Genomic DNA, 21333 nt, shown 5'->3' with positions numbered 1-21333 from the left:
AAGTAGCTGATGGCTGGAGGCGATGATGGGGTCCAAAGCACGATTGGCCGGCAAGGTCGCACTGGGTCTGGGATTCGGTGTTTTGGGAGGCTGGTGCTGGGCCCTGGCCCCTGGCCTTTCAGTGGTTGTGGGGCGGAGAAAGCCCGTCGGTCTGTCCTTGCATCCCTACGCCCATAGGGGCCTGCACGACGCTGGCTCGGGGATGGAGACGACCAATCCCAACCCTGGACAGACCGCCTACCTGCATCGTATCCATGACTGCCTGAAGGTTGAATCCGATCGTCCCTCAGGCAGGCACGCCTCGGCCCAAGCCAAGTCCCCTCGGGTAGTGGCGCCTGAAAATTCTCTGGCTGCCTTCGAGGCGGCCTGCAGGGCCGGCTACGGGATTGAGCTGGATGTTCATCTCAGCCGGGACGGCCAGGTGGTGGTCATCCACGATGGAGACCTGCAGCGGGTGGCTGGCGTCAACCGGGCAGTGGCGGACCTGACCTATGAGCAGCTGCAGAGGATTCCCCTGTGCCCAAGCCCTGCCCAGGCTCTTGAGTCCGGGGAAGGAATTCCTGGCTCTGCCGACCACGATGGCGGGCCCGAAACGGAGGGCGGGGACGGGGGCCTCAACGATCCCGACGCGCAGCATGTGCCTCTTCTGTCCGAGGTGCTCGCTCTGGTGGATGGCCGGGTGCCCTTGGTCGTCGAGATCAAGATGGACAGGGGCTTGGATCGGGAGCTCATGCGTCGGACCGATGCCCTCCTGTCCAGGTACCAGGGCCCCTATGTAATTGAGTCCTTCAACGTCCTGGCCCTTGCCTGGTATCGGGTTCACCACCCAGGCGTCACCAGGGGGCAACTGGTCGCCCCCTACCATGGCCGGGTGGACTCCCGCTCATCGGCCCTGCGCTGGATGGCCGGGTCCCTCCTCTTCAACTGGCTGGGGCGGCCGGACTTCGTGGCCTGCGAGTGGCACAGCGGGCACTCACTGCCCATGCGTCTCTATCGGTTCCTAGGTGGAACGCCCATTGCCTGGACCGTCCGCTCCGAGCATGCGCAGGAGGAGGCCAGTCCGGACTTTGATGGGATTATCTTCGAGTCGTATCTGCCTGAGAGCTGAACCAGCTATACAGGCCTGAGGCCGCAGCGGCCAGGCCTATGGCCCAGAGGGCCATGATCAGGAAGTAGCCGTAGGGGAGAGGCACGACGCTCATGTCCACCTGGCCGGACAACTGATGGAAGATGACGGCCAGCACCCCCGCCATGGCCAGGGCTGAAAGCAGAATGGCCGAAAGAGCATCGATTACTGACTCCCAAATCGAGGAGCAGACCAATGTTCCACGTGAAACACCGGCAGCCTGCATCCTTCGGTTCTCCTGGCGGCGCTCATTGACTGCGATGGCGCATGCCTGGATCAGGAAGATGGCCGTCAGGACGATGGCCCCGTTGACCATCTGGGGCATGGCCCGCTGCACCTCCTGGGACCTTTGGATTTCGGAACGAATGTACTCCTTCTTGGTGCAGGCCTTGATGCCTTTCCTGTCCCATGAAGCATTGAGCTTATTGATCAGATCGTCTGTGCGAATTTCAGGGGCGGTCCTGGCCAGGGTGGTCGATCCGCTGTTGTCTGGCGCCAGTTGCGACAGGTCGGCATCCGTCATCAGGTATTGGCCCATCTGCCCTGTCGGGGTCATGTCGACTACGGCGGTGATGGTCAGCGTATGGCCTTTGTCGTACCTGTCGATCAGAGTCAGCTTGCGTCCGATGGGGTTTTTCTCCTGAGCGCGGCCACTGGCAATAACGGCGATCTTGCCCGGCCCCAGGTCCGCAGCGGAGCCCTCGATGAAGATTGGGCTAATGGTATTGACGCTCTTGCCTGCTTTATTGACATGCATAGCCATGACGGAGGGTTCGCCATTGCCGCCGGTATCTTCCTTGTCTGCAGTTTTCCAGGATCCCTCGCTATAGGTGACGGCGGATTCGACGTCTGCAGTGGACCGAAGCTGGCGATCCAGGTCTCTTGGATCATTGCTCTCTGCGGTGATCATGGTTTCGGCAGCGACCGGCTTATACCGGCTTATGGCTTCTTGCGCCCAGCTGGACCGTACTAGGGCTATTATTCCGGTCACGATGACCAGCATCAGTATGATCGGCACTGCGACGGCGGTAGAGCTCCGGTTTTCCTTCCGTGCCCTTTGCCGTGCCAGGAGTCCGGCACCTCGGAAGGCCAGTTGGAAGGGGATGCCGATCAGGTTGGCGCAGGCCGGAACCAGGACAGGGGCCAGGGCGCCGATGATGACGAGCAGGCAGCCGGTCGAGGCCAGGATCTGGATTTCAATGTCCATGCCGTTGAAGCGGTGATAGACCATGGCCAGTCCTCCAGCCAGGCCGGCCAGGGCGATTATCAGGCGAAGAGGGCCGATTGACTTGGTCCCTGATCTGTTCTCGGAGTCCTGCAGGGCCTCGATGGGAGAGATGGCGGTAATCCTCCTGGCGGCGAACCAGGTTCCTAGAAGACCTGCCAGGAGTATCCCCACGAAAGCGAAGATAATTCCCATGGGGTGCGGATGCGCGGTCATTTCCAGTGCTTCAAGACCTGAGTTGATCAGGGACTTGGCGAATGCGGGCACCAGCAGGCATCCCGCCGAACTGCCCAGGAGGGCGGCCAAACCTACCGGAATCATGAATTCCAGCAGAGAGATGAATCTCACGGTCCTGGGAGAGGCGCCGGAAAGCCGCATCATGGCATACTCGCGACGACGGCGTTCGATCAGGAACCCCACGGAGGTGATGACCAGGAAGATGGAGACGAACCCGCATATGCAGGCATACGTTATGGATATCAGTGCAGCGCCGTCTTGTAAGGACAGGGTCATAGCGCGGTCGTAGGAATTCATTGCGTGCGTATCCGGCATCCCGTCGCCCCTCCGAGCGGCAATGGCTGCCTGGGCCCAGGCGCTGGTTAGGGCCGAAGCGGCCATGACCGCCAGGACCATGACCGTGTAGGAGGACCGATGCTCATGCAGAAAGGACTGCACCAGGGAGCCCAGTCCAGGAGTGCGTGCCTTGGTTCGACCTGCGGTTTGCGAGCCGCCCCCGCCCATCGGTCCTGGGGTCCCGGTTCCTCCCAGCGATCTACCTAGGGAAAGGGACTTGCCCTCCATGGTGTGCTCCTTTCTCGCCCTTGAATGCCGCTGTTCTTATTGCAACACCGGGCAAAGGCCCACTCAGGGTGTTTTCAGGGTCAGACCAGGGGAGAACCAGGGTGGCGATGAGCGATTGTGCGCTTGGCGGGGGGGGGGTGCGAGAGGGCAGGAGGAGCACGGATGGAATGGCCGCCCTGCCAAGTGTCTTCAGCTAGGGCTGCCGTAGAAGGCGATTGAAAAAAGGACCCGAACCGCGCCAAGTTCGGATCCTCGTCAGAGATGGGGGTTTATGCCCCTGTCAATTTATTGGCTCAGTCGATGACGCCGTAAAGGCGGTCGCCGGCATCGCCCAGGCCTGGCACGATGTAGGCGTGCTCGTTCAGTTTCTGATCGACTGCGCAGACCACCACCTTGAGGTTGATGGAGGGGTCCATCTCCTCCTTAAGGCGGTTCAGGCCCTCGGGAGCGGCCAGAATGTTGATGGAGGTCACGTCCTTGGCGCCGCGCTCGGCCAGGTATTTGGTGGCGGCGATCAGGGTGCCGCCGGTGGCCAGCATGGGATCCAGCAGGAAGCACTGACGGCCGGAGAGGTCCTCCGGCAGGCGGTTGGCGTAGGTGATGATGTCCAGGGTGTTCTCATCGCGCTTGAGGCCAAGGAATCCGACCTCGGCGGTGGGCAGCAGACGGGTCATGCCGTCAAGCATGCCCAGTCCGGCGCGCAGAATGGGAACCACCATGGGGCGCGGGGAGCAGAGCTTCTTGCCCACCATGGGAGCGACCGGGGTCTCGATTGGGTGGTCCTCGATGTCCAGATTTCGGGTGGCCTCATAGGCCTCAAGCATGACCAGTTCGCTGATCAGCTCGCGGAAGGTGTTGGAAGGGGTGTTTTTGTCCCGCAGTACGGTCAGCTTGTGCTCGATCAGCGGGTGTTCCAGTACGTGAAGTTCCATACCTCTCAGCGTAGCTCAGCGGGTCGGCTTCTGGTAGCGACCGGCAAGCCATGCTGTCTTTGATTTGGGAATGGAAATGAAAACGCCGAACCATGCAAGCGCCTGTCGGCGCAAACGCCGCTCGCAGCGGCAACAAACGGAGCCCGGGGCTTAGCCATGGTCCGGCGCAGTCCCCATTGTAGGGCATGCCGGGCCTGATCTGCGCTCACGGCGCGCTTACGCTTCCGGCTTGAAAGGGTGGCGGATCTTACTCCAGCCGTCCCCGCCGCCAGAGCGAGGCGCCCCGCATGAAGTCGCGAGCCGTCTGATTGAGGGAGTTGACCGTGCGCTGTGCCGCGTCGACCTCCTTAGCTTCCTGACCGTCCAGCTGTCGGCTCTGGGCATCCCGAATGGTGGTCTTGATGCCGCGGGCGATCACGTCACAGAAGGCTCCGGCCCGTTCCAGGGCTATGGCGAAGTCGCCGGTGAAGGCTCCGGAGAGGATGGAGTCTGCGGTTCGGATGATGTCATCGGCCTCCGGCGCCTGGTCCACGCCGGCGATGGCTGATGCGGCGGTGTCGGTGGGTTCTCCCAGCCGCCACAGACGACTGATACCGTCAGCGTCCTTACGCATCCAGCTGCGAAGCATGTAGAGCCGCCAAAGAATGCCGGGCAGGGAGTCGGGGTCGCTATCGCTCCAGAGCTCGGCCACGACATCCACGCCCTCGCGGTCCACCAGGGTCAGAACCCGTTTTACGATGACGGGGTCGGCGCTGTGGTGGACCCGGTCCAGCAGGGAGGCTGCAGACACGTGGCTCATCTCGCTGATCTGCTGCGGATCCATGCCTCCGGAGAGCTGGTCGGCGATGGCCGGGTCCAGCTGTCCTGGGCGTGAGGGCCTGGATGCTCCGGTGCCGGATGCCACGAATCCCGTGCGGGAGGAGCGGATTGAGGATGAGCCGATTCTGGAGTTGCTGTCAGTAGACAATGGGAGTCACCTTCTGTATGTCGATGATGGTCGGATGATTGGGGTCGCCGGTCAGACTGAGGACGACGGCGTTGCCGGTGGGCATGAAAGGGGAGTCGTCGGGCAGCCGTTTGGACAGTGATCCGCTGGAGCACAGCCCGCGAAGCTTTTCGAAGATGCCGCCCAGGACCGGGCGATGCATGCAGATCATAGTGGTTCTGTTGCCTGTCAGCAGGTCGGCTATCTGCCTGTCCAACCAGCTGTGGGCCTGTTCCGGGCGGCGGTGGTAGGAGGACTCCGTCAGGCAGGCCACCATCTCCATGGGCAGGCCTACCTCGTCGGCGTAGGGTCGCAATGTCTGCACACAACGGATCCAGGGTGAGGACAGGAGGCGGTCGGGCGCGAAGCAGGCCAGCTCCCTAGCCAGGGCGTAGGAGGTGCCGGCGCCTCTGGGGGTCAGAGGACGATTCGCATCCTTGCCTGTCCACTCCTTGCGTGCCACTGCCTTGCCGTGGCGGACGATGATCAACTGACGGGCCCGGATGCCACCCTGCTCCACCCGATCCACGAAGGCGTCCAATATGGTTCTGTCGCTTGGGTGGGTCAATAGTTTGCGGGCTTCAGAGGCTCCGACCCATCGTATCTGGTCGACTTCCCTGGAATCAGGCCGGTGGATGGGACCTAGCAGCGCGCTCTGACCGGCGGCGTGTTCCGAGTCGGTCGGCGTGGCCATCCAGTAGCAGATATGTTTGAGCCTGCCGCCCTTGCCGCCCCGGCGTCGGCCCTCGTTGTTCAGGGGATATTCGGCATCTCCCAGGTATGGCCCCAGCCGGACAAGACAGCCTGTCTCCTCGCCCGCCTCGCGCACGGCCGCCCGCATGTGGGTCTCACGATTCTCCAGCTTGCCCTTGGGCCAGCTCCAGTCGTCGTATTTGGGGCGATGAACCAGGCAGAGCTCCAGCTCATCAAGGTCGGAGCGTGGGCTGGCTCCTGGGGCTGCCCGGCCGTCGTCGCTGAATTTCATCCAGCCCTGGAAGCTTGTGCGCCACCGGTAGAGAATGGCTCCGGCTGCTTCGACCGTCCTGCTCATGGCCGGATGCCATCCCGATCGTCCACCTCGGCGGCGGACCTGCCGGCCTGGAGGCGCATCATCATCGCCTGGCCCTGGGGGTTCGGGCGTGGCGGTCGATCAGGTACTCCTGCGAGTCGACCAAAGGCTGGCCCTGGTCATCCCGGCTGTGGCGCACGTAGGTGCCGTCGGGCTGCATGTGCCAGGAACTGGTGGTGTCAGCCATCTGCAGATCCACGTAGTCGATCAGTCCCTGCACCTGCTCGGGCGCAGTGATCCGGACCAGCGCCTCCACACGGCGGTCCAGGTTGCGGTGCATCAGGTCGGCAGAGCCTATCCAGACTTCTGGACCGGCCAGGGGACCCTCGCCGATCTGGGGGCCCTGGGAGTTGGCGAAGGCGAAGATACGGCTGTGCTCCAGGAACCGTCCCAGGATGGAGTGGACTCGGATGTTCTCACTCAGCCCGGGCACGCCTGGCTTCAGGGCGCAGATGCCGCGCTCCACGATGTCGATGCGGACACCCGCCTGGCTGGCCCGGTAGAGGGCGTCGATGATCTTTTCGTCCACCAGGGAGTTGACCTTGATTCGTATCCATGCAGGCTTGCCGTTCAGGGCAGTCTCTTCCTCGCGGGCGATCCGCTGCAGCAGCCCGGAGCGAACCGTGCGCGGGGCTACCAATAGGCGGTGGAAGGATGACTTGGGCGCATAGCCTGACAGCTGGTTGAAAAGCCGTGTCAGGTCCTGTCCCACCACCGGGTCACAGGTGAGCAGACCCAGGTCGGTGTACTGGCGGGCGGTCTTGGGGTTGTAGTTGCCGGTGCCTACGTGGCAGTAACGACGCAGGCCGTCTTGCTCCTGACGGACCACCAGGGAAAGTTTGCAGTGGGTCTTGAGCCCCACGATCCCGTAGACCACATGGACGCCGGCTCGTTCCAGCTGACGAGCCCAGGCGATGTTGGCCTCCTCGTCAAACCGGGCCTTGATCTCGACCAGGGCCAGGACCTGCTTGCCGGCGTGTGCGGCATCCACCAGGGCATTGATGATGGGCGAGTTGCCCGAGGTTCGGTAGAGGGTCTGCTTGATGGCCAGCACTCGCGGATCGGCCGCCGCCTGCTCCAGGAAGGCCTGGACCGAGGTGGAGAAGGAGTCATAGGGGTGGTGGAGGAGGATGTCATGCTCGCGGATGGCGGCGAAGATGTCTTGGGCCTGGCTGGATTCCACCTCGGCTATCTGCCGGTTGGTGGTGGGAATGAAGGGGCGAAACTTGAGGTCGGCCCGGTCGATGGACTGCAGCTCGAACAGGACCGTGCAGTCCAAGGGTGCGGGCAGTCGATAGACCTCCTCCTGGTTGACCCGGAGCTTGCTGGCCAGCAGCTGTGAGAGGAAGGGAGAAGCGGAGTCGGAAATCTCCAGGCGGATGGGCGGTCCGAACCGACGCTGCAGCAGCTCCTTCTCCATGGCGTTGAGCAGATTTTCGGCGTCGTCCTCTTCTACGTCAATGTCTTCGTTGCGGGTGACGCGGAAGGAGCGGGCCTCCTTGATGATCATGCCTGGGAAGAGGTATTCCAAGTGGGCGATGATCAGGTTCTCCATGGTGATGAACCCGTAGCGCTCCTCCCGGCCCTCCTCGTCGGTCAGATCGTCCACAGGAACCAGACGGGAGAGGTTGTCGGGAATCTTGACGCGGGCGAAATGGGTCTTGCCTGAGGTCGGGTTCTCCACCAGGACCGCCAGATTCAGGGAGTTGCCTGAGATATAGGGGAAGGGGTGGGCCGGGTCGACGGCCAGCGGGGTCAGGACCGGAAAGACCTGATTACGGAAGAAGTTGGTGAGCCGTTCCTGCTCCTGGCTGCTCAGCTGTGTCCAGCTCAGCAGGATGATGCTTTCGGCGGCCAGATCCGGCAGAATGTGGTTGATGACATAGTGGGCATGCTCGTCCTGCAGCTTGTGCGCCTGCTCGGAGATGGCCCTCAGTTGTTGACGGGGGCTCATTCCGCTGGCGGCCGTCACAGCGATGCCGGTGTCCACGCGACGCTTCAGACCCGCCACGCGGACCATGAAGAACTCATCGAGATTGCTGGCGAAGATGGCGGCGAAGTTGGCGCGCTCCAGCAGGGGCACGCTCTCGTCTTCGGCCAGTTCAAGCACGCGTTTGTTGAACTTGAGCCAGCTCAGCTCCCGGTCGAAATAGCGGTCCTCAGGCAAGGGCGAGACCGGGTGATCCGAGTGCCTGGATACATGCCGTGCCTGGCCGTCGGTCTCGGCAATATGCTCCGCGATCTGGCTGCGTAGCAAGGCCTTGGAGGGTGCGTCAAATTTCTGAACCATACCATAGCACTTTATTCGCAGGTGCCGTCCTCTGCAATCGTTGATAAAGCTTGTGGATAAATAGGAACGGCCCCCCGCAGGAGGCCGTTCCCACAAGGTCGATCCAGATGGAATCTCTGCACAACATCATCGTTGCAACGGTCAAGTCTTATACACCCGTCCAACGTATCGGTCCTAGTGGCCATACACTTTGTGGGCTTCCGCGTTCTCGAACCGTCCTTGTATATGCCATTATGCCAGTTTTCAGACCGCTGGCAAGCCTGTCCATCGGCTGGGGCGGGGAAGGCTGCCGGCTTGGTCTTTTGTGCGATTGCGTGCATTGCGGCAGGCTGAATACGCCAAGTTTGGAGGAATCTGTTGCTTCTGTGTGATCATCTGTGGCCTTTCATGGGCATGGGCTCAAAAATGCTGCAGTTTCAGGCGTGTCGTGGTCTTGATGCGTTTTTACACAGAGAGGGCGAAGCGATGTGGAGGCATAGGGTCATTCGACCACATCCGTTCCGGGGACTGGTGCTGTTGCCAGTGGACGGGTGTACTGGTAGCCATGACCGGAATGAGCATATGTAGACCGCCGAGGATAAACGGCGGCATGGAAGGAAGGGAGCCCGGACGAACTCCGCACTCCTTTAATTCAGTCGGGCTGTCTCCGGAACGCCGACCAGGGAGAGTGGCGGGCGCGGTCCGACGGTTTGATTCTTCAGGATCCTCAGGATCAGGTCGCCTGCAAGACGAGGATGCCGTTGGGTTCGAGCAACCCATCCTGTCCGATCGGCGGATTGTGGGTGAAGATGCTGGATATGAGTCTGCCGTGACCGGTCTGGTCTTTCTCTCGGCCTCGGGAGGAATTGGGCTGACAACCATGACGGCTCTGATGGCCAAACAGCTTCGGGACATGGCCCTGTCATGCGCTCTGGTGGATCTGGACCTGGATGGCGGAGGGATGGATGTCCTGGTCGGCATCGAGGGGGCGCCTGGCATGCGGCTTGGGCGAATCCACGCGCCCCTGGGCCGGGTGGACCCTCAGGCGCTCTGTGAAGAACTGCCGATCTGGGATGGCGTCCCGCTGCTCAGCAACGATCCATGGAGTGCCCCGCCACAGGGCTGGTGGGACCTGGATGCAGCAGTCAGCGCAATGGCTGGATTTGCTGATCTCTTGCTGATTGATGCCGGTCGGGGCCAGGGTCTGGGTAATCTGCGCTCGCTTAAAGGGCTGCCTTCGCTGTTGATGGTGGACATGACCGTGCTGGGCCTTGCACGGGCGAAGGCACTTCTCCATGCCCTGAACGGCAGCAGAGGTGCTGGTGATCGAGCCCGAGACAATCCATTGATTTCATGCAGGCCGCCCATGGCTCTGATTGGAATGATGCCCACACAGCACCGGGTCAGTCATGGCGTCGACCCAGAGCAGGCGGAAGAGTTTCTGGGCCGATCGCTGGACGTGGTTCTTAAGCCGCAACCGAAGCTGTCGGCATCCGTTCTGGATGGGCGTGGCCTGGAACGGGTGCCGCGTGCTTATGCCCGGGCCCTTCATCCCCTGGTTGAGCGGATCGCAGGAATGATCGTCGTAGGGGAAAGAAGAGAAGAACGGATCTCTTCTCGCGAATCGGCTCGGTCCGGGGCTGTCAAATGATCATAGGAAGCGGGGAAAGCAATGAAGGTCGATTCTCTGACGACGATTCCGATCAGCCGCCCACTTTCGGATACTTGGATGGGCTGACGAACGATCCTGCGGTGACTGACATCGCAGTGACCGGGCAGGGCAATGTCTGGATCGACCGAGGCGCGGGCATGGAGGAGGTCCTGCTTCGGCCTGGATTCGCAGGCCCTCGAGCTGTGAGGGACTTTGCCGTGCAGTTATGCGCTCAGCTGGGACGTCGCCTGGACGATGCCCGGCCCATGGCTGACGCTTCCAGCAGGGAGGGGATCAGAGTCCACGCCGTGCTGGCCCCGCTTGTTCCCGAGGGTGCCGCCATTTCCATCAGACTGCCCAACAGACACCCGCCAAGCTTGGAGGAGCTGGCTGCTGCCGGGCTGTGTCCCGCCAGCTGGCTCTTCATCCTTCGGGCGCTGGTGGTCAATCGGGCCAGCATTCTAGTGACTGGTGGCACGGGTGCAGGTAAGACCACGCTCCTACGGGCCCTGCTGGGCATGTGTCCACGGGAGCAGCGGCTGGTCGTCGTGGAGGAGGTGCGTGAACTGGGTCGTATCGCCGGCCATGGGAATATGGTTTCCTTGGCTGTCAGAGAATCCAACGTTGAAGGGGCGGGGGGTGTTGGGCTGGTCGATCTGGTGAAAGCCACATTGCGCATGCGGCCCGATCGGATCATCCTGGGCGAGTGTCGTGGCGAGGAGATAGCTGATCTGCTGCGGGCTTTCAATTCCGGTCATAGGGGCGGCATGGCAACGCTGCATGCCGACAATGTAGAACGCGTTCCCGTCAGGCTGGCGACTCTGGGGTTGCTGGCGGGGTTGCAGCCGAGGGCCCTGGCTGCTCTGGCGCAGGGGGCGTTCGATGCTGTTATCCATCTGGAACGTTCCGGCGGCCATAGACATATCGCTCAAATTGGCCGACTGACAACTGCAGCTGATGGCCGGCTTCTTGGGGAGGCCGTCTGTACATGGACAGGCCGAGGGGCCGCTACGTATGGAACGGCCTGGTCAAAGTTCGCCAGGCGGTGGGGCATTGTGACCAGCGCCCCGGCGAGCGTTCCGTAGTTGAGGTGGATTATGCATGACGAGACTGCAGCCTGGCTGGCTGCAATGATGACGGCTATTGCCTGTCTGGTCTTGCTCGCGCCTAGCGGCAGCGCATCCGCGAGACTGAAGGCCATGTCAGTCAGGCCCTCTGCACAGTCGGATAGGCCCGGCCTGGCGGTGCTGGTCACTTCCCTGCTTGCCTATGTCGACAATGGAGGCGGTCTGGTAGAGGCTTTTGAGGAGGCATCCGGGCGGCGGTTCGCCACCCAGGAGGTCACGCGGGAACGTGTCATGGCCATGCTGGAGAACCGGTGCCTGCCTCAGGAACGGGGGCCGACTCTGACGATTATGGCCCAGGCTCTGATGGCCTGTTATGGTCTCAGCGCCATCCTGGGCTGCCGGGCTTCTGATGGGCTGCGGACTGTGGCGGCTATGCAGAGGCGGCGGGCGGCACTGGATGAGGCGCGAGAAAAAGCCTTTGCTGTGCCTAGGGCCACGATCCGCCTCCTGTCAGCTTTGCCGGTGCTGACCATCATCATGGGAGAGTTCATGGGTGCGCGACCGTTGTCCTTCCTATGCCGCCCAGGCCTGGGAACCATATGCCTGATCCTTGGGGCGGCCTTCTATGTTTTTGGTCTGGTTTGGATACATCTGCTGATGAACGATCTGGGCAGGGAGGATCTATGGATCTGAAGCCACTGATTGCCGCCCTGTCAAGCATACTGGCCTTTCTGCTTATGGAATCCGACGGCCCGGGTGGGCGATTAGCCGATGAGCAGGTCTCCACGCCATCCTTGAGCCTGGTATTGGCCTTGTTGGGAGTCGCTGTTCGTCAGGGGGCCTCCCTGCCCAGGGCCCTGGGTGTGGTTGGTGGGCTGCTGCCAGGCCCTTATGGGCTTCGGATGGCTCGCGTGGCTCACCTGCTCGGACGTGGCAACGGATGGGATCTGTCCTGGTCGGGAGCGATCGGGGATCCTGATTATGGGCAGTCCATGCAGGTCCTGGCTGACTGTCTGGAGCCGTCCTGGCGTTTGGGATCATCGCCTCTGACGCGTATCGAGACGACCCTGCGCCAGCTGGATCACCATGCCCGCAGCGTGCTGGCCCGGGCCGCAGCGGCGATAACCGTCAGGCTGCTGGTGCCGACCGGACTGTGTATTCTGCCGGCCTTCGTGCTGATCGGAGTCATCCCCTGCATTGCGGCCTTCGTAGGCGGGATTTCCTGAGGGTAGAGCCCTTATGGGCAGTTGTCCACAGGCTGCCGACTCAGCTCCGCTCGTCCACATGCATCCGATAAGGCGACCGAGACGGACCGGAACGGGCACAGTGAAAGGTACCGGATGCCGATTCCCTGAGGAACGGCCATTCGCCGGGGCGGGGAAGATAAGGAAAGGCAAAGGTGAGAACGATGACATATTCACAGGAGGTTGCGACGGTCTTCCATCTGCAGGCCAGACATGCAGGAGGGCAATTGGTGCCAGCTGAGACATGGCCTGCTGTAGGTGCCGGATCCCGGTGGCTGCAAAGAATGAGGCAGCGCTTCAACCGGTTCATAACGGCTTTGTACGTTCGCATCAGCCAAGCCATGGACTCTGCAGCGAGTGCCCTGCGTGCGCGGATGAGTGTGGTGCTGGCCAGGCCTGAATCGGGGGCCATCACTGCTGAATACGCTGTGATCATGGTGGCAGCTGCCACGCTGGCTGGTGTATTGCTGGCCATTGTCAAGTCCTCTTCCACGCGCACTTTGCTGATGGGTCTGGTCAAGAAGGCGCTTAGTGTCGTCGGCTGAGAGACGGTCCGTGTGGAGCCGACGGTGGCGATCCGATACCGGTACGGTAACGGCCGAGTTCGCCATCGTGCTTCCCGCCGTCATGGTTCTGGCTCTCCTGCTGCTGACGCTGACCCAGACGATCAGGATCGGCATGGTCTGTCAGGATGCAGCCAACGCGGCTGCCAGGGATCTGATTGTCACCCGGGGCAAGGGTGATTCCCAAGGGCTGGTGCACCGGATGGCCGGTCCGCATGCTCAAGTGCAGTTGAGCCCATCGGCCGGGCAGACGGCAGTCAGGGTGTCATGCCCAGTGGTTTCCGGCCCGATGGGCGTGCTGCCTGCACAGGTCCATGGCGATGCCGTGGCCATATTGGAGGAATGAGTCATGCTCGGACATGTCAGGAGGAAGCGCGCGGAGCGTACCGGTTCATGGCTGGGAGGTTCGGATCCTGGCTCCGGCACGGTTCTGGGCATCATGCTGATGGCTCTGGTTGGCCTGGGTCTGGTTCTGGCGGCCCTGCTGGGCAATCTCATGATCTGCCGGACGCGTGCACGCACCGGTGCAGATGTCTCGGCTCTGGCTGCAGCTTCTGCCCTGGACGAAGGACAGGCGCAGCCCTGTACTCTGGCCTCCCGGGTCGCCCGTCTCAACCGCGGGGTCCTGACAGACTGCCAGGTGGATGGGAGCGACGTGAAAGTCTCGGTGGGGGTAGACACCGGAGTCTCGATGCTGCCGCGTCTGATCCAGTCGGCCCGGGCAGGGCCCGATCCCTGTGAATGAGAAAAGGAAGCGTGGCCAGAAGCCTTAGGAAGGAAAGCGAACGTGTCTAAAGAAATGGATAGCCTTGAACCATGGCACTAGCACTCTATCGGCGGTATCGGCCTGACACTTTTGACGGCATCATCGGTCAGAAGCAGGTCACGGTGCCCCTTACCCGAGCTCTGGATGAGGACCGGCTGACCCATGCCTACCTGTTCTCCGGTCCCAGGGGATGTGGAAAGACCAGCAGTGCCCGGATTTTCGCCCGCTGTGTCAACTGCGCCAAGGGACCGACCAGCCATCCCTGCGGCGAATGTGACAGCTGCAGGGATCTGGCCACGGGAGGCCCCGGTTCCATCGACGTGGTGGAGATTGACGCCGCCAGCCATAATGGCGTCGACGATGCAAGGGAGCTCAGGGAGCGGGCAGGCTTTGCCCCTGTGCGTGACCGCTACAAGATCTTCATTTTGGACGAAGCTCATATGGTCACCCAGCAAGGATTCAATGCCCTGCTAAAGATCGTCGAGGAGCCGCCGGAACACGTCATGTTCATCTTCGCCACCACAGAGCCGGAGAAGGTGATCGGCACTATCCGCTCCCGCACCCACCATTACCCCTTCCGCCTAGTGCCCCAGGAGGTCATGGGGCCTTATCTCGAGGGCATCTGCGAAAAGGAGGGCATCAAGGCCGAGCCCGGTGTCCTCAAACTGGCCATGCGGGCTGGAGGCGGATCGGTGCGTGACACCCTTTCTGTGTTGGATCAGCTCATGGTAGGCGCTGACGAGCACACCATCGCCTATGATGCGGCTGTAGCTCTGCTGGGGTTCACTCCTGCCGCACTGATCGGCGAAGCTGTGGATACGCTGATCGACCACGATGGTGCTGGCCTCTACGGGGTCATCCAAAAGGTGGTCGTCGGCGGGTTCGAGCCCCAGCGCTTCGTCGAGGATCTGCTGGCCCATGTCCGCGACCTGCTGGTTCTCAAGCTGGCGGGGGACCGGGCTGAAAGCGTGCTGAGCGAAGATGGTGACGACGACCAGGTGGCCGATCTGCGTCGGCAGGCGGATGCTTTGGATCTGCAGGTCCTGACCAGAATGGCCGACATCATCAACGATGCGCTGGCGGGAATGAACGGGGCTACTTCGCCCAGGATGCGCTTGGAGCTGCTGGCCGCCAGGCTGCTGGCAATTGGCTGCGAACCTATGGAGCAGGCATCGGCCGCAGGGGCAGCTTCCCCCTCCGGGTCGGCCACGGCGCCCGCCCGCGGCGGGTTCATTGGCGCTGACAGGTCGCAGCGGAGCGGTCGGCCGTCCACAGCATCGCAGTCTGGCAGTGCTGATGGCGCTGATCGCCCCGAACAATCCGGCATGGCAGGCTCGCCATCTGTTGCAGCGCCCGCCTCTTCTGCCGGGCCACAGACCATGGCCGGCTCTCATTCCGATTCCTCCGCTTATGGACAGCGAGTGGGCGAAGAGCAGTCGCCCCATTCCGGCTCTGATCCTATCCAACCCGAGCGCAAGGAAGCTCCCTCCTGGCCGACTGGACAGGCGGAGGGACAAGCTAGGCCATCCAGTCCCTCCAGACCCGCCCGGTCTGCGGAAACACCTCGGCCTGCACAACAGGAGACTGCGCAAGGGCAGGCAAACGAGGTGCCGACTGGTACAGAGCTGGATAAGCGCTGGGATGCCCTGGTTGCTGCCCTGCCTGATGAGGTCCGCCAGTATGTCGTGCGAGACCGGGTGCCCACGGTAGCCATGACAGCAGGCCCCTCCGGCCGCAAGCGGCTGTCTATGACCTTCGACCGTCCACTCAGTCAGCATGCCTTCGCCATGGCCGTGGCTGCACAGTCGGTTGACGGGGAGACCAAGGTGCCGCGTATCGTCATGGTCCGCGCTCGCCAGGAGTTCGGACAGTCCACCATGATCGCCCCATCGGGGACGGCTGCCAACGGTGAGACTGTGGAGTCCGTCAACAGGATGTCTCCCCAGCGCCGGGCAGAGGTCAAGAAGGAGGTGGCTCTAGCGCGAGCCGGGTTAGCCACCATGAACCTTGGGGCGGCGGTCATGCCTCATGCGGCCACAGAGCAGGGGCATGCCCCTAGAGGGATGACGGCCTCGGCCGGTCATGATGGCGGGGCCGGAGCATCGGCATCGGACGGGAAGTCCACTCCTGGAGAAGCTTCAGGCGACGGGAGCTCCGACGATGCTCACCACCCGGTCGGTGGCCCTGTCCAGTCGTCTTCGAAACCGCTTCCAGCGGCGGGTTTCGGCTCGACCGCTTCAACGGTGTTGCCGGACGATGATCCCTGGGCTCACCCCATGCCAGCGACTCATGCGCCGCAAAAGACCTGGCAGCCTGATCAGGGCGGCGATGGATCCACTGGCCAGAAAGACCATGAGTCCAAAAAGGTGGCCCTGCCGGACATGAGCGATGACACGGATCCTTGGGCCGTGCCCGATTCCGGGACCAGCACCGCAGCCTTTGCGGAGTCTTCCAACAGTCAAGGCCATGAAGCTTCGGATCAGGGGCTTGAAGTTTCCAAGTCGGTTGATTCGTCGGGTCAGGGAAGCGCCTCGGTTGCAACCTCGAATTCGACATTGGAGACCGGGTCGGCTCCCGGAGATGTGGCTGCGGCAACGGGCGCCCCAACCTCGTCGGACAGACGGGGTGATGGTCATGGTTCGGGTACCGCCGGTGGCTCGGATGGCCCCCAGGCAATGGCAAAGGCTTCTGGAGCTGAGGGCAGGGCGATGCCAGCAGGCTTCGCTAGTCCGGCCTCCAGTGGTTCCGATCAGGATGGGGCCTCGTCTGCTGCAGTCTCCTCCCAGGCTTCAGGGCCTTCAGTGGATCCCGAGGACGATGTCTATTCCATGGACGATGCCAGGCTCGGGGCGGACAATGCCATGAACCAGGATGAACTGACCAAATTGTTCGACGTGACCAAGGTGGAGGACTTTGCTGCTGACGACCCCCAGAATCCGATCAACGTCCAAAGGCGCCGGCAGGAACAGGCACAACGACAGGGAGGTGAATGATGGCTGCTACCTATGATGGAGCCATTCAAGAGCTGATCGACGCCTTTGCCCAACTGCCGGGCATTGGTCCCAAGGGTGCGCAGCGCATTGCCTTCTACATTCTGGGAGCCGATCGGCGCAGTGCTCAGGATCTGGCCGATGCCATTGTTGCAGCCAAGGAGAAGGTCCGGTTTTGCGAGATCTGCGGCAATGTCTGCGAGACCAGTCCCTGTCCCATCTGCCAGGATCCGAGACGTGACCGCAGCATCATCTGCGTAGTCGAGGAGCCCAAGGATGTCATGAGCATCGAACGTACCGGAGAATACCGTGGTCTTTATCATGTGCTGGGCGGGGCCATCGACCCTATGTCCAACGTCGGGCCCGGCGATCTGCGCATTCCCGAGCTTTTGAAGCGGTTGGGCACGGATCAGGTCAAGGAGGTCATGCTGGCCCTGGATCCCAACATTGAAGGCGAAGCCACCACCACCTACCTGGGACGGCTGCTGGGTCCTCTGGATCTGCGGGTCACCAGGCTGGCCAGCGGCCTGCCCGTCGGCAGCGATCTGGAATATGCCGACGAGATCACCCTTGGCCGGGCAATATCCGGCCGTCGCGATCTGTAAGGCCTGCGGTCACTGATTCGCAGCCTCCCCGGCTGCCGTCAATGTTTCGCATATTGGTGGAGGGGGTCTGATAGAACGGTGTCGTTCGTATAATCCATGTAATCAACATGTTGCAGATGATGGTCTAGTGGCTTAACCGTCGCGGGATGGAACAGCAGTGGCACTTATCGTTCAGAAGTATGGCGGGTCCTCGGTGGCGGACTCGGACTCCATCAAGCGTGTGGCCAAGCGCATTATTGACACCAAGCGCGCCGGCAATGACATTGCTGTGGTGGTTTCCGCTATGGGGGACACCACTGACGATCTGATTGACCAGGCCATGGATGTGGATTCCAATCCTCCTGCCCGAGAGATGGACATGCTCATGACGGCCGGGGAGCGCATCTCCATGAGCCTGCTGGCCATGAGCATCCATGCACAAGGCGAGCGCGCCCATTCTTTCACCGGTTCGCAGGCGGGATTCATGACTGATGCACGCTACGGCGCAGCCCACATCCGCCATGTCCGACCCCAGCGAGTCATGAAGGCCCTGGACCGAGGCGAGGTGGGGATTGTGGCAGGCTTCCAGGGGGTCAACCCCGACGGCGATGCCACCACCCTGGGTCGTGGCGGCTCGGATACCTCGGCTGTGGCCCTAGCCGTGGCACTCAAGGCGGATGTCTGCGAGATCTATACCGATGTGGACGGGGTTTTCACCGCCGATCCGCGCATTGTTCCCACCGCCCGTAGAATCGCCCGCATTTCATATGAGGAGATGCTGGAGATGGCGGCCGGCGGATCCAAGGTGCTGGCCCTGCGCTGCGTGGAGTATGCCCAGCGCTTCCGCATGCCCATCCATGTGCGCAGTTCCTTTTCCCATCGCCCAGGCACGCTGATCATGCCCGACGATGTCGATGCTGACAAGATTCCCAATTTGGAGACCGGCCAGCTGCCGGATCGCCCCGCCGCACGCGCTGACAGGTGACGGGATATGACGGAAGGAAGGAAATGACCAACGGCGAATCCATGGGCGACCTGTTCCCGGACCTGAACGGCCCTGAGTCACCCATCATCTCAGGGGTTGCCCACGACCGCAGTGAAACTCAGGTCAGCCTGCGGGCCGTGCCCGACCGACCTGGCGTGGCCGCACAGCTTTTCACTATCCTTGCCGAGGGCGGCATCAACATCGATATGATCGTCCAGGCTGGGGCGGCTACCGGCACCGTGGACATCTCTTTCACGCTCCCGTCCGCTCAGGCTGATCAGGTGGTCCCCATGCTGGATGACTCCCGCGAGCAATTGGGGTTCCGATCAGTGGACATCAATCCCGAGGTGGGCAAGGTGACCCTGGTAGGCGTAGGGATGAAAACCCATTCGGGCATCACTGCCACCTTCTTCCGGGCCTTAAGCGAGCGACATATCAACGTGCTCATGATCTCGACCTCCGAAATCCGCATCTCCGCCCTGGTGCCCATCCAGGACCTGGACGAGGCGGTACGGGCCATCCATACGGCCTTCCACTTGGATGCTGATCAGGTCGAGGCGGTCGTTTACGGCGGCACGGGTCGCTGAGCGGAGAGGAGAGAGCAATGACGGATAAGGCTGATTTGGCGAGCAACGGACGCCGTGGCATCAATGTAGCCGTTCTGGGCGCCACCGGCCAGGTAGGCATGGTCATGCGCCGGATGCTGGACGAACGGGACTTCCCTGTGGCCGACCTGCGATTCATGGCTTCGTCGCGGTCTGCCGGAGAGCAGCTGCGCTGGCGTGACAGGACCATCACGGTCGAGGATGTTGAGCAGGCCGACCTGAACGGGATCGATTTGGCCATCTTCTCCGCCGGCGGCTCGACCTCAGGAACCTGGGCCCCACGTTTCGCCGAGGCCGGAGCCTACGTGGTCGACAACTCCTCCCATTGGCGGATGGATCCCGAGGTCCCCCTGGTGGTGTCCGAGGTCAACCCCGAGGACCTGGATCTTATCCCCCGGCGGATCGTGGCCAATCCCAATTGCACCACCATGGCCTGCATGCCGGTGCTGAGCCCCTTGGCCAAGGCGTACGGTCTGCGCCGTCTGATCGTCTCCTCCTATCAGGCTGTGTCGGGGGCTGGTCGTGCCGGCGTCCTCCAGCTGCGCGACGAGGCCAAAACCGCCGTGGAGCAGGGTGCCGACCGACTGGTCTTCGACGGATCGGCCATCGAGTTCCCACCGCCCACCAAGGTGGTGCGCACCATCGCCTTCAACGCCGTTCCCTTCATCGGCGCTCTGGTCGATGATGGCAGCGGGGAGACCGACGAGGAGCAGAAGCTGCGCAATGAGAGCCGCAAGATCCTGCACCTGCCTGATCTGGCCGCCTCCTGCACCTGCGTGAGGGTAGGGGTCTTCACGGCCCATGGCATGAGCATCAACGCCGAGTTCGAGCACGACGTCACCCCAGATCAGGCCCGCGACCTGCTGTCCAAGGCTCCTGGAGTAAGTCTTGCGGATATACCCACTCCTCTGGACGCCGCCGGCAAGGACCCCAGCTTCGTGGGCCGCATCCGCCAGGACCAGGCTGTGGAGGGCAAGAGGGGATTGTCCATGTTCGTGGCCAATGACAACCTGCGCAAGGGAGCCGCCCTCAACGCCGTGCAGATCGCCGAGCTGATCGCCCGCAAGCACTTCGCCGACAGGCTCTGATTACGCATCTGGGCTGATTGCGTGGCATACCCAAAGTGTCCTGTGCATCTTCTGAGCATGGGATGACCGGCTCTGCCAGGCCCCGTCTGCCTGATGGCTTTCATGTAGGGTCAGCCCTGCTTGGCCTTTGCTCGGCTCGAAACCTGTGAGGCTGGTCCGCCTGATCCCCTCTGCCGTCGATCCAGCTCAAGTATCCCCTGGGCCGTATCGCGGTCGGTGGCCAGTGCTGAGATAAGCCCGGCTCGCAGACAGGCGAGGATGCTGGCGACTTTTTGCGGCCCCCAAGCCACGCCTATGACCAGGGGGATCCGCTTCAGGCGTTCGAATTCAATCGATATAGTGCGTTCGCACAGGCTGGTTCGGATGTGGCGGCCCTGGGCATCGATGTGGTGCCCGCAGATGTGTCCCACAGCCTTGAGCTCGGTCACCTCCTTGATGAAGGCCGCATTTTCGTAGTCCTTGAAAATGTGCCCCGATCTTCCCGCTTTGACCGATCCCACTCCCACCACCGCAACGTCGGCATGTCCGCCCAGGGTCAGGGTGTCGGCTATCTGGCGTTCTTTGCGCATGGCTGCAGCCACAGGGGTTGAAGACAGGATCATGGGCACTGGCAGCGTGGAGTAGCTGCCCCCCAGTCGTTGGGCCAGCATGCGGCATATCTCCGGTGAGTCTGTCATGGGATTGGTCGGCGACAGGGAGCCGATCATCTGCACGACCTTGGACTTTGTCCAGTTTTGCAGAGGAACTTCGCGAACCGTGTAGGCGACCGCGTTGCCATTGGAGACGGTTATCAAAGAGTCGGGCCTGGTCTGCTCAACCAGGAGAGACGCCGCGCTTCGGGGCACGACATCATACCCGGTGCATCCCTGCGGTGGCTCCGAGACCCGGGCGCAACGGAGATTGAATTGTCGGATCAGCCTGGACTCCAAGTCTTCAAGCCGTTCCAATGGATTCTCGATGGAGATCCTTACCAGCCCTCGCTCCTGGGCCTCTTTCAGCATTCGGGAGACGGAGGGGCGGGAATAGCCTGTCGCTTCGGCGATCTGGGACTGCAGCATGTGATCCTGGTAGTACATGCGGGCTATGCGAAGAAGCAGCTGAACCCGCTTGCGGGCATCCGAAGTGGTCATCATCTGTAAATCGCTGAACATATGTACATTTTATCAGACTCAGTAAAAACTGCTTATTTGCCTTTAAGTGTCAAAAAATACTTGTTTTCATGGGTGAAAATGCAATCTATCTGGGTTTTAATCCATGGTTCAAGTACATATGTTCATCAATATCCTTGTTGTTTATTTACCGCTCACATAGTCTGTCTCCTGTCAAAGGCACTGGGAGGAAGAGCCTGAAGACCGGTGCCGCGAAGTCGCAAAGTACAAACAA

The 21333-nt window shown here is 61.9% G+C and carries 19 protein-coding genes; 13 read left to right on the top strand and 6 right to left on the bottom strand.

All coding sequences use genetic code 11. The annotated features are described in order from the left end of the window. Window positions 1–25 precede the first annotated feature (25 nt). Window positions 26–1108, top strand: a complete 1083-nt coding sequence (locus tag QRX40_RS02930) for a glycerophosphodiester phosphodiesterase family protein (protein ID WP_313836168.1) — start codon at window positions 26–28, stop codon at window positions 1106–1108. Here the strand turns inward: QRX40_RS02930 and QRX40_RS02925 are convergent. The 5 genes from QRX40_RS02925 to QRX40_RS02905 form a co-directional block, all read right to left on the bottom strand. Beyond that, the gene (locus QRX40_RS02925; protein ID WP_313836167.1) at window positions 1077–3152 is read right to left on the bottom strand and encodes an FtsX-like permease family protein; all 2076 of its coding nucleotides are present in this window, start codon (window positions 3150–3152) and stop codon (window positions 1077–1079) included. The genes QRX40_RS02930 and QRX40_RS02925 overlap by 32 nt on opposite strands. A gap of 293 nt (window positions 3153–3445) precedes the next feature. Further along, a complete protein-coding gene (gene upp / locus QRX40_RS02920; RefSeq protein WP_015022561.1) occupies window positions 3446–4084 on the bottom strand; it encodes a uracil phosphoribosyltransferase in 639 nt (212 codons plus the stop codon). Between the two features lie 247 nt (window positions 4085–4331). After that, window positions 4332–5027, bottom strand: coding sequence for a hypothetical protein (locus QRX40_RS02915; RefSeq protein WP_024626983.1), 696 nt, complete (start codon window positions 5025–5027; stop codon window positions 4332–4334). A 13-nt stretch (window positions 5028–5040) separates the two neighbouring features. Beyond that, window positions 5041–6120 (bottom strand): NUDIX domain-containing protein, encoded by a 1080-nt coding sequence (locus QRX40_RS02910; protein ID WP_313836166.1) that lies wholly within the window; start codon window positions 6118–6120, stop codon window positions 5041–5043. A gap of 61 nt (window positions 6121–6181) precedes the next feature. Next, window positions 6182–8428 carry an RNA degradosome polyphosphate kinase gene (locus tag QRX40_RS02905; RefSeq protein ID WP_313836165.1) on the bottom strand — a complete coding sequence of 749 codons (2247 nt, stop codon included), beginning with the start codon at window positions 8426–8428 and terminating at the stop codon, window positions 6182–6184. Window positions 8429–9095: 667 nt separating this feature from the next. Between QRX40_RS02905 and QRX40_RS02900 the strand changes: the two genes are divergently transcribed. From QRX40_RS02900 to QRX40_RS02845, 12 genes are all read left to right on the top strand, one after another. After that, a complete protein-coding gene (locus QRX40_RS02900) occupies window positions 9096–10058 on the top strand; it encodes an ATPase (protein WP_313836164.1) in 963 nt (320 codons plus the stop codon). Further along, window positions 10055–11143, top strand: a complete 1089-nt coding sequence (locus QRX40_RS02895; RefSeq protein WP_313836162.1) for an ATPase, T2SS/T4P/T4SS family — start codon at window positions 10055–10057, stop codon at window positions 11141–11143. The genes QRX40_RS02900 and QRX40_RS02895 overlap by 4 nt, the downstream gene beginning before the upstream one ends. A 12-nt stretch (window positions 11144–11155) precedes the next feature. Then, window positions 11156–11818 (top strand): hypothetical protein, encoded by a 663-nt coding sequence (locus QRX40_RS02890; protein ID WP_313836161.1) that lies wholly within the window; start codon window positions 11156–11158, stop codon window positions 11816–11818. Further along, a complete protein-coding gene (locus tag QRX40_RS02885; protein WP_313836160.1) occupies window positions 11809–12351 on the top strand; it encodes a pilus assembly protein in 543 nt (180 codons plus the stop codon). Before QRX40_RS02890 ends, QRX40_RS02885 begins: the two co-directional genes overlap by 10 nt. A gap of 182 nt (window positions 12352–12533) precedes the next feature. Beyond that, complete coding sequence (locus tag QRX40_RS02880; RefSeq protein ID WP_313836158.1) at window positions 12534–12914, top strand: DUF4244 domain-containing protein; 381 nt, start codon at window positions 12534–12536, stop codon at window positions 12912–12914. Further along, window positions 12901–13278, top strand: coding sequence for a TadE family type IV pilus minor pilin (locus QRX40_RS02875; protein WP_313836156.1), 378 nt, complete (start codon window positions 12901–12903; stop codon window positions 13276–13278). Before QRX40_RS02880 ends, QRX40_RS02875 begins: the two co-directional genes overlap by 14 nt. Window positions 13279–13281: 3 nt before the next feature. After that, window positions 13282–13677, top strand: a complete 396-nt coding sequence (locus QRX40_RS02870) for an Rv3654c family TadE-like protein (protein ID WP_313836154.1) — start codon at window positions 13282–13284, stop codon at window positions 13675–13677. 71 nt (window positions 13678–13748) lie between these two features. After that, window positions 13749–16691 carry a DNA polymerase III subunit gamma and tau gene (locus QRX40_RS02865; protein ID WP_313836153.1) on the top strand — a complete coding sequence of 981 codons (2943 nt, stop codon included), beginning with the start codon at window positions 13749–13751 and terminating at the stop codon, window positions 16689–16691. Beyond that, window positions 16691–17293 carry a recombination mediator RecR gene (gene recR / locus QRX40_RS02860; RefSeq protein ID WP_015022549.1) on the top strand — a complete coding sequence of 201 codons (603 nt, stop codon included), beginning with the start codon at window positions 16691–16693 and terminating at the stop codon, window positions 17291–17293. The genes QRX40_RS02865 and recR overlap by 1 nt, the downstream gene beginning before the upstream one ends. A 157-nt stretch (window positions 17294–17450) precedes the next feature. Then, window positions 17451–18257, top strand: a complete 807-nt coding sequence (locus QRX40_RS02855) for an aspartate kinase (RefSeq protein WP_082067745.1) — start codon at window positions 17451–17453, stop codon at window positions 18255–18257. Between the two features lie 23 nt (window positions 18258–18280). Continuing rightward, complete coding sequence (locus QRX40_RS02850; protein WP_045924944.1) at window positions 18281–18844, top strand: ACT domain-containing protein; 564 nt, start codon at window positions 18281–18283, stop codon at window positions 18842–18844. Between the two features lie 17 nt (window positions 18845–18861). Next, complete coding sequence (locus QRX40_RS02845; protein WP_313836146.1) at window positions 18862–19950, top strand: aspartate-semialdehyde dehydrogenase; 1089 nt, start codon at window positions 18862–18864, stop codon at window positions 19948–19950. A gap of 110 nt (window positions 19951–20060) precedes the next feature. On the opposite strand, the gene QRX40_RS02840 is transcribed toward QRX40_RS02845, so the two are convergent. Continuing rightward, window positions 20061–21101, bottom strand: coding sequence for a sugar-binding domain-containing protein (locus tag QRX40_RS02840; protein WP_313836144.1), 1041 nt, complete (start codon window positions 21099–21101; stop codon window positions 20061–20063). Window positions 21102–21333: the final 232 nt, after the last annotated feature.

Source organism: Bifidobacterium sp. H6bp9 (assembly GCF_032193695.1).
Taxonomy (GTDB): Bacteria; Actinomycetota; Actinomycetes; order Actinomycetales; family Bifidobacteriaceae; genus Bombiscardovia; species Bombiscardovia kimbladii.
Note: the sequence above shows the minus strand (reverse complement) of the source record. Positions and strands in the feature narration are given on the sequence as shown.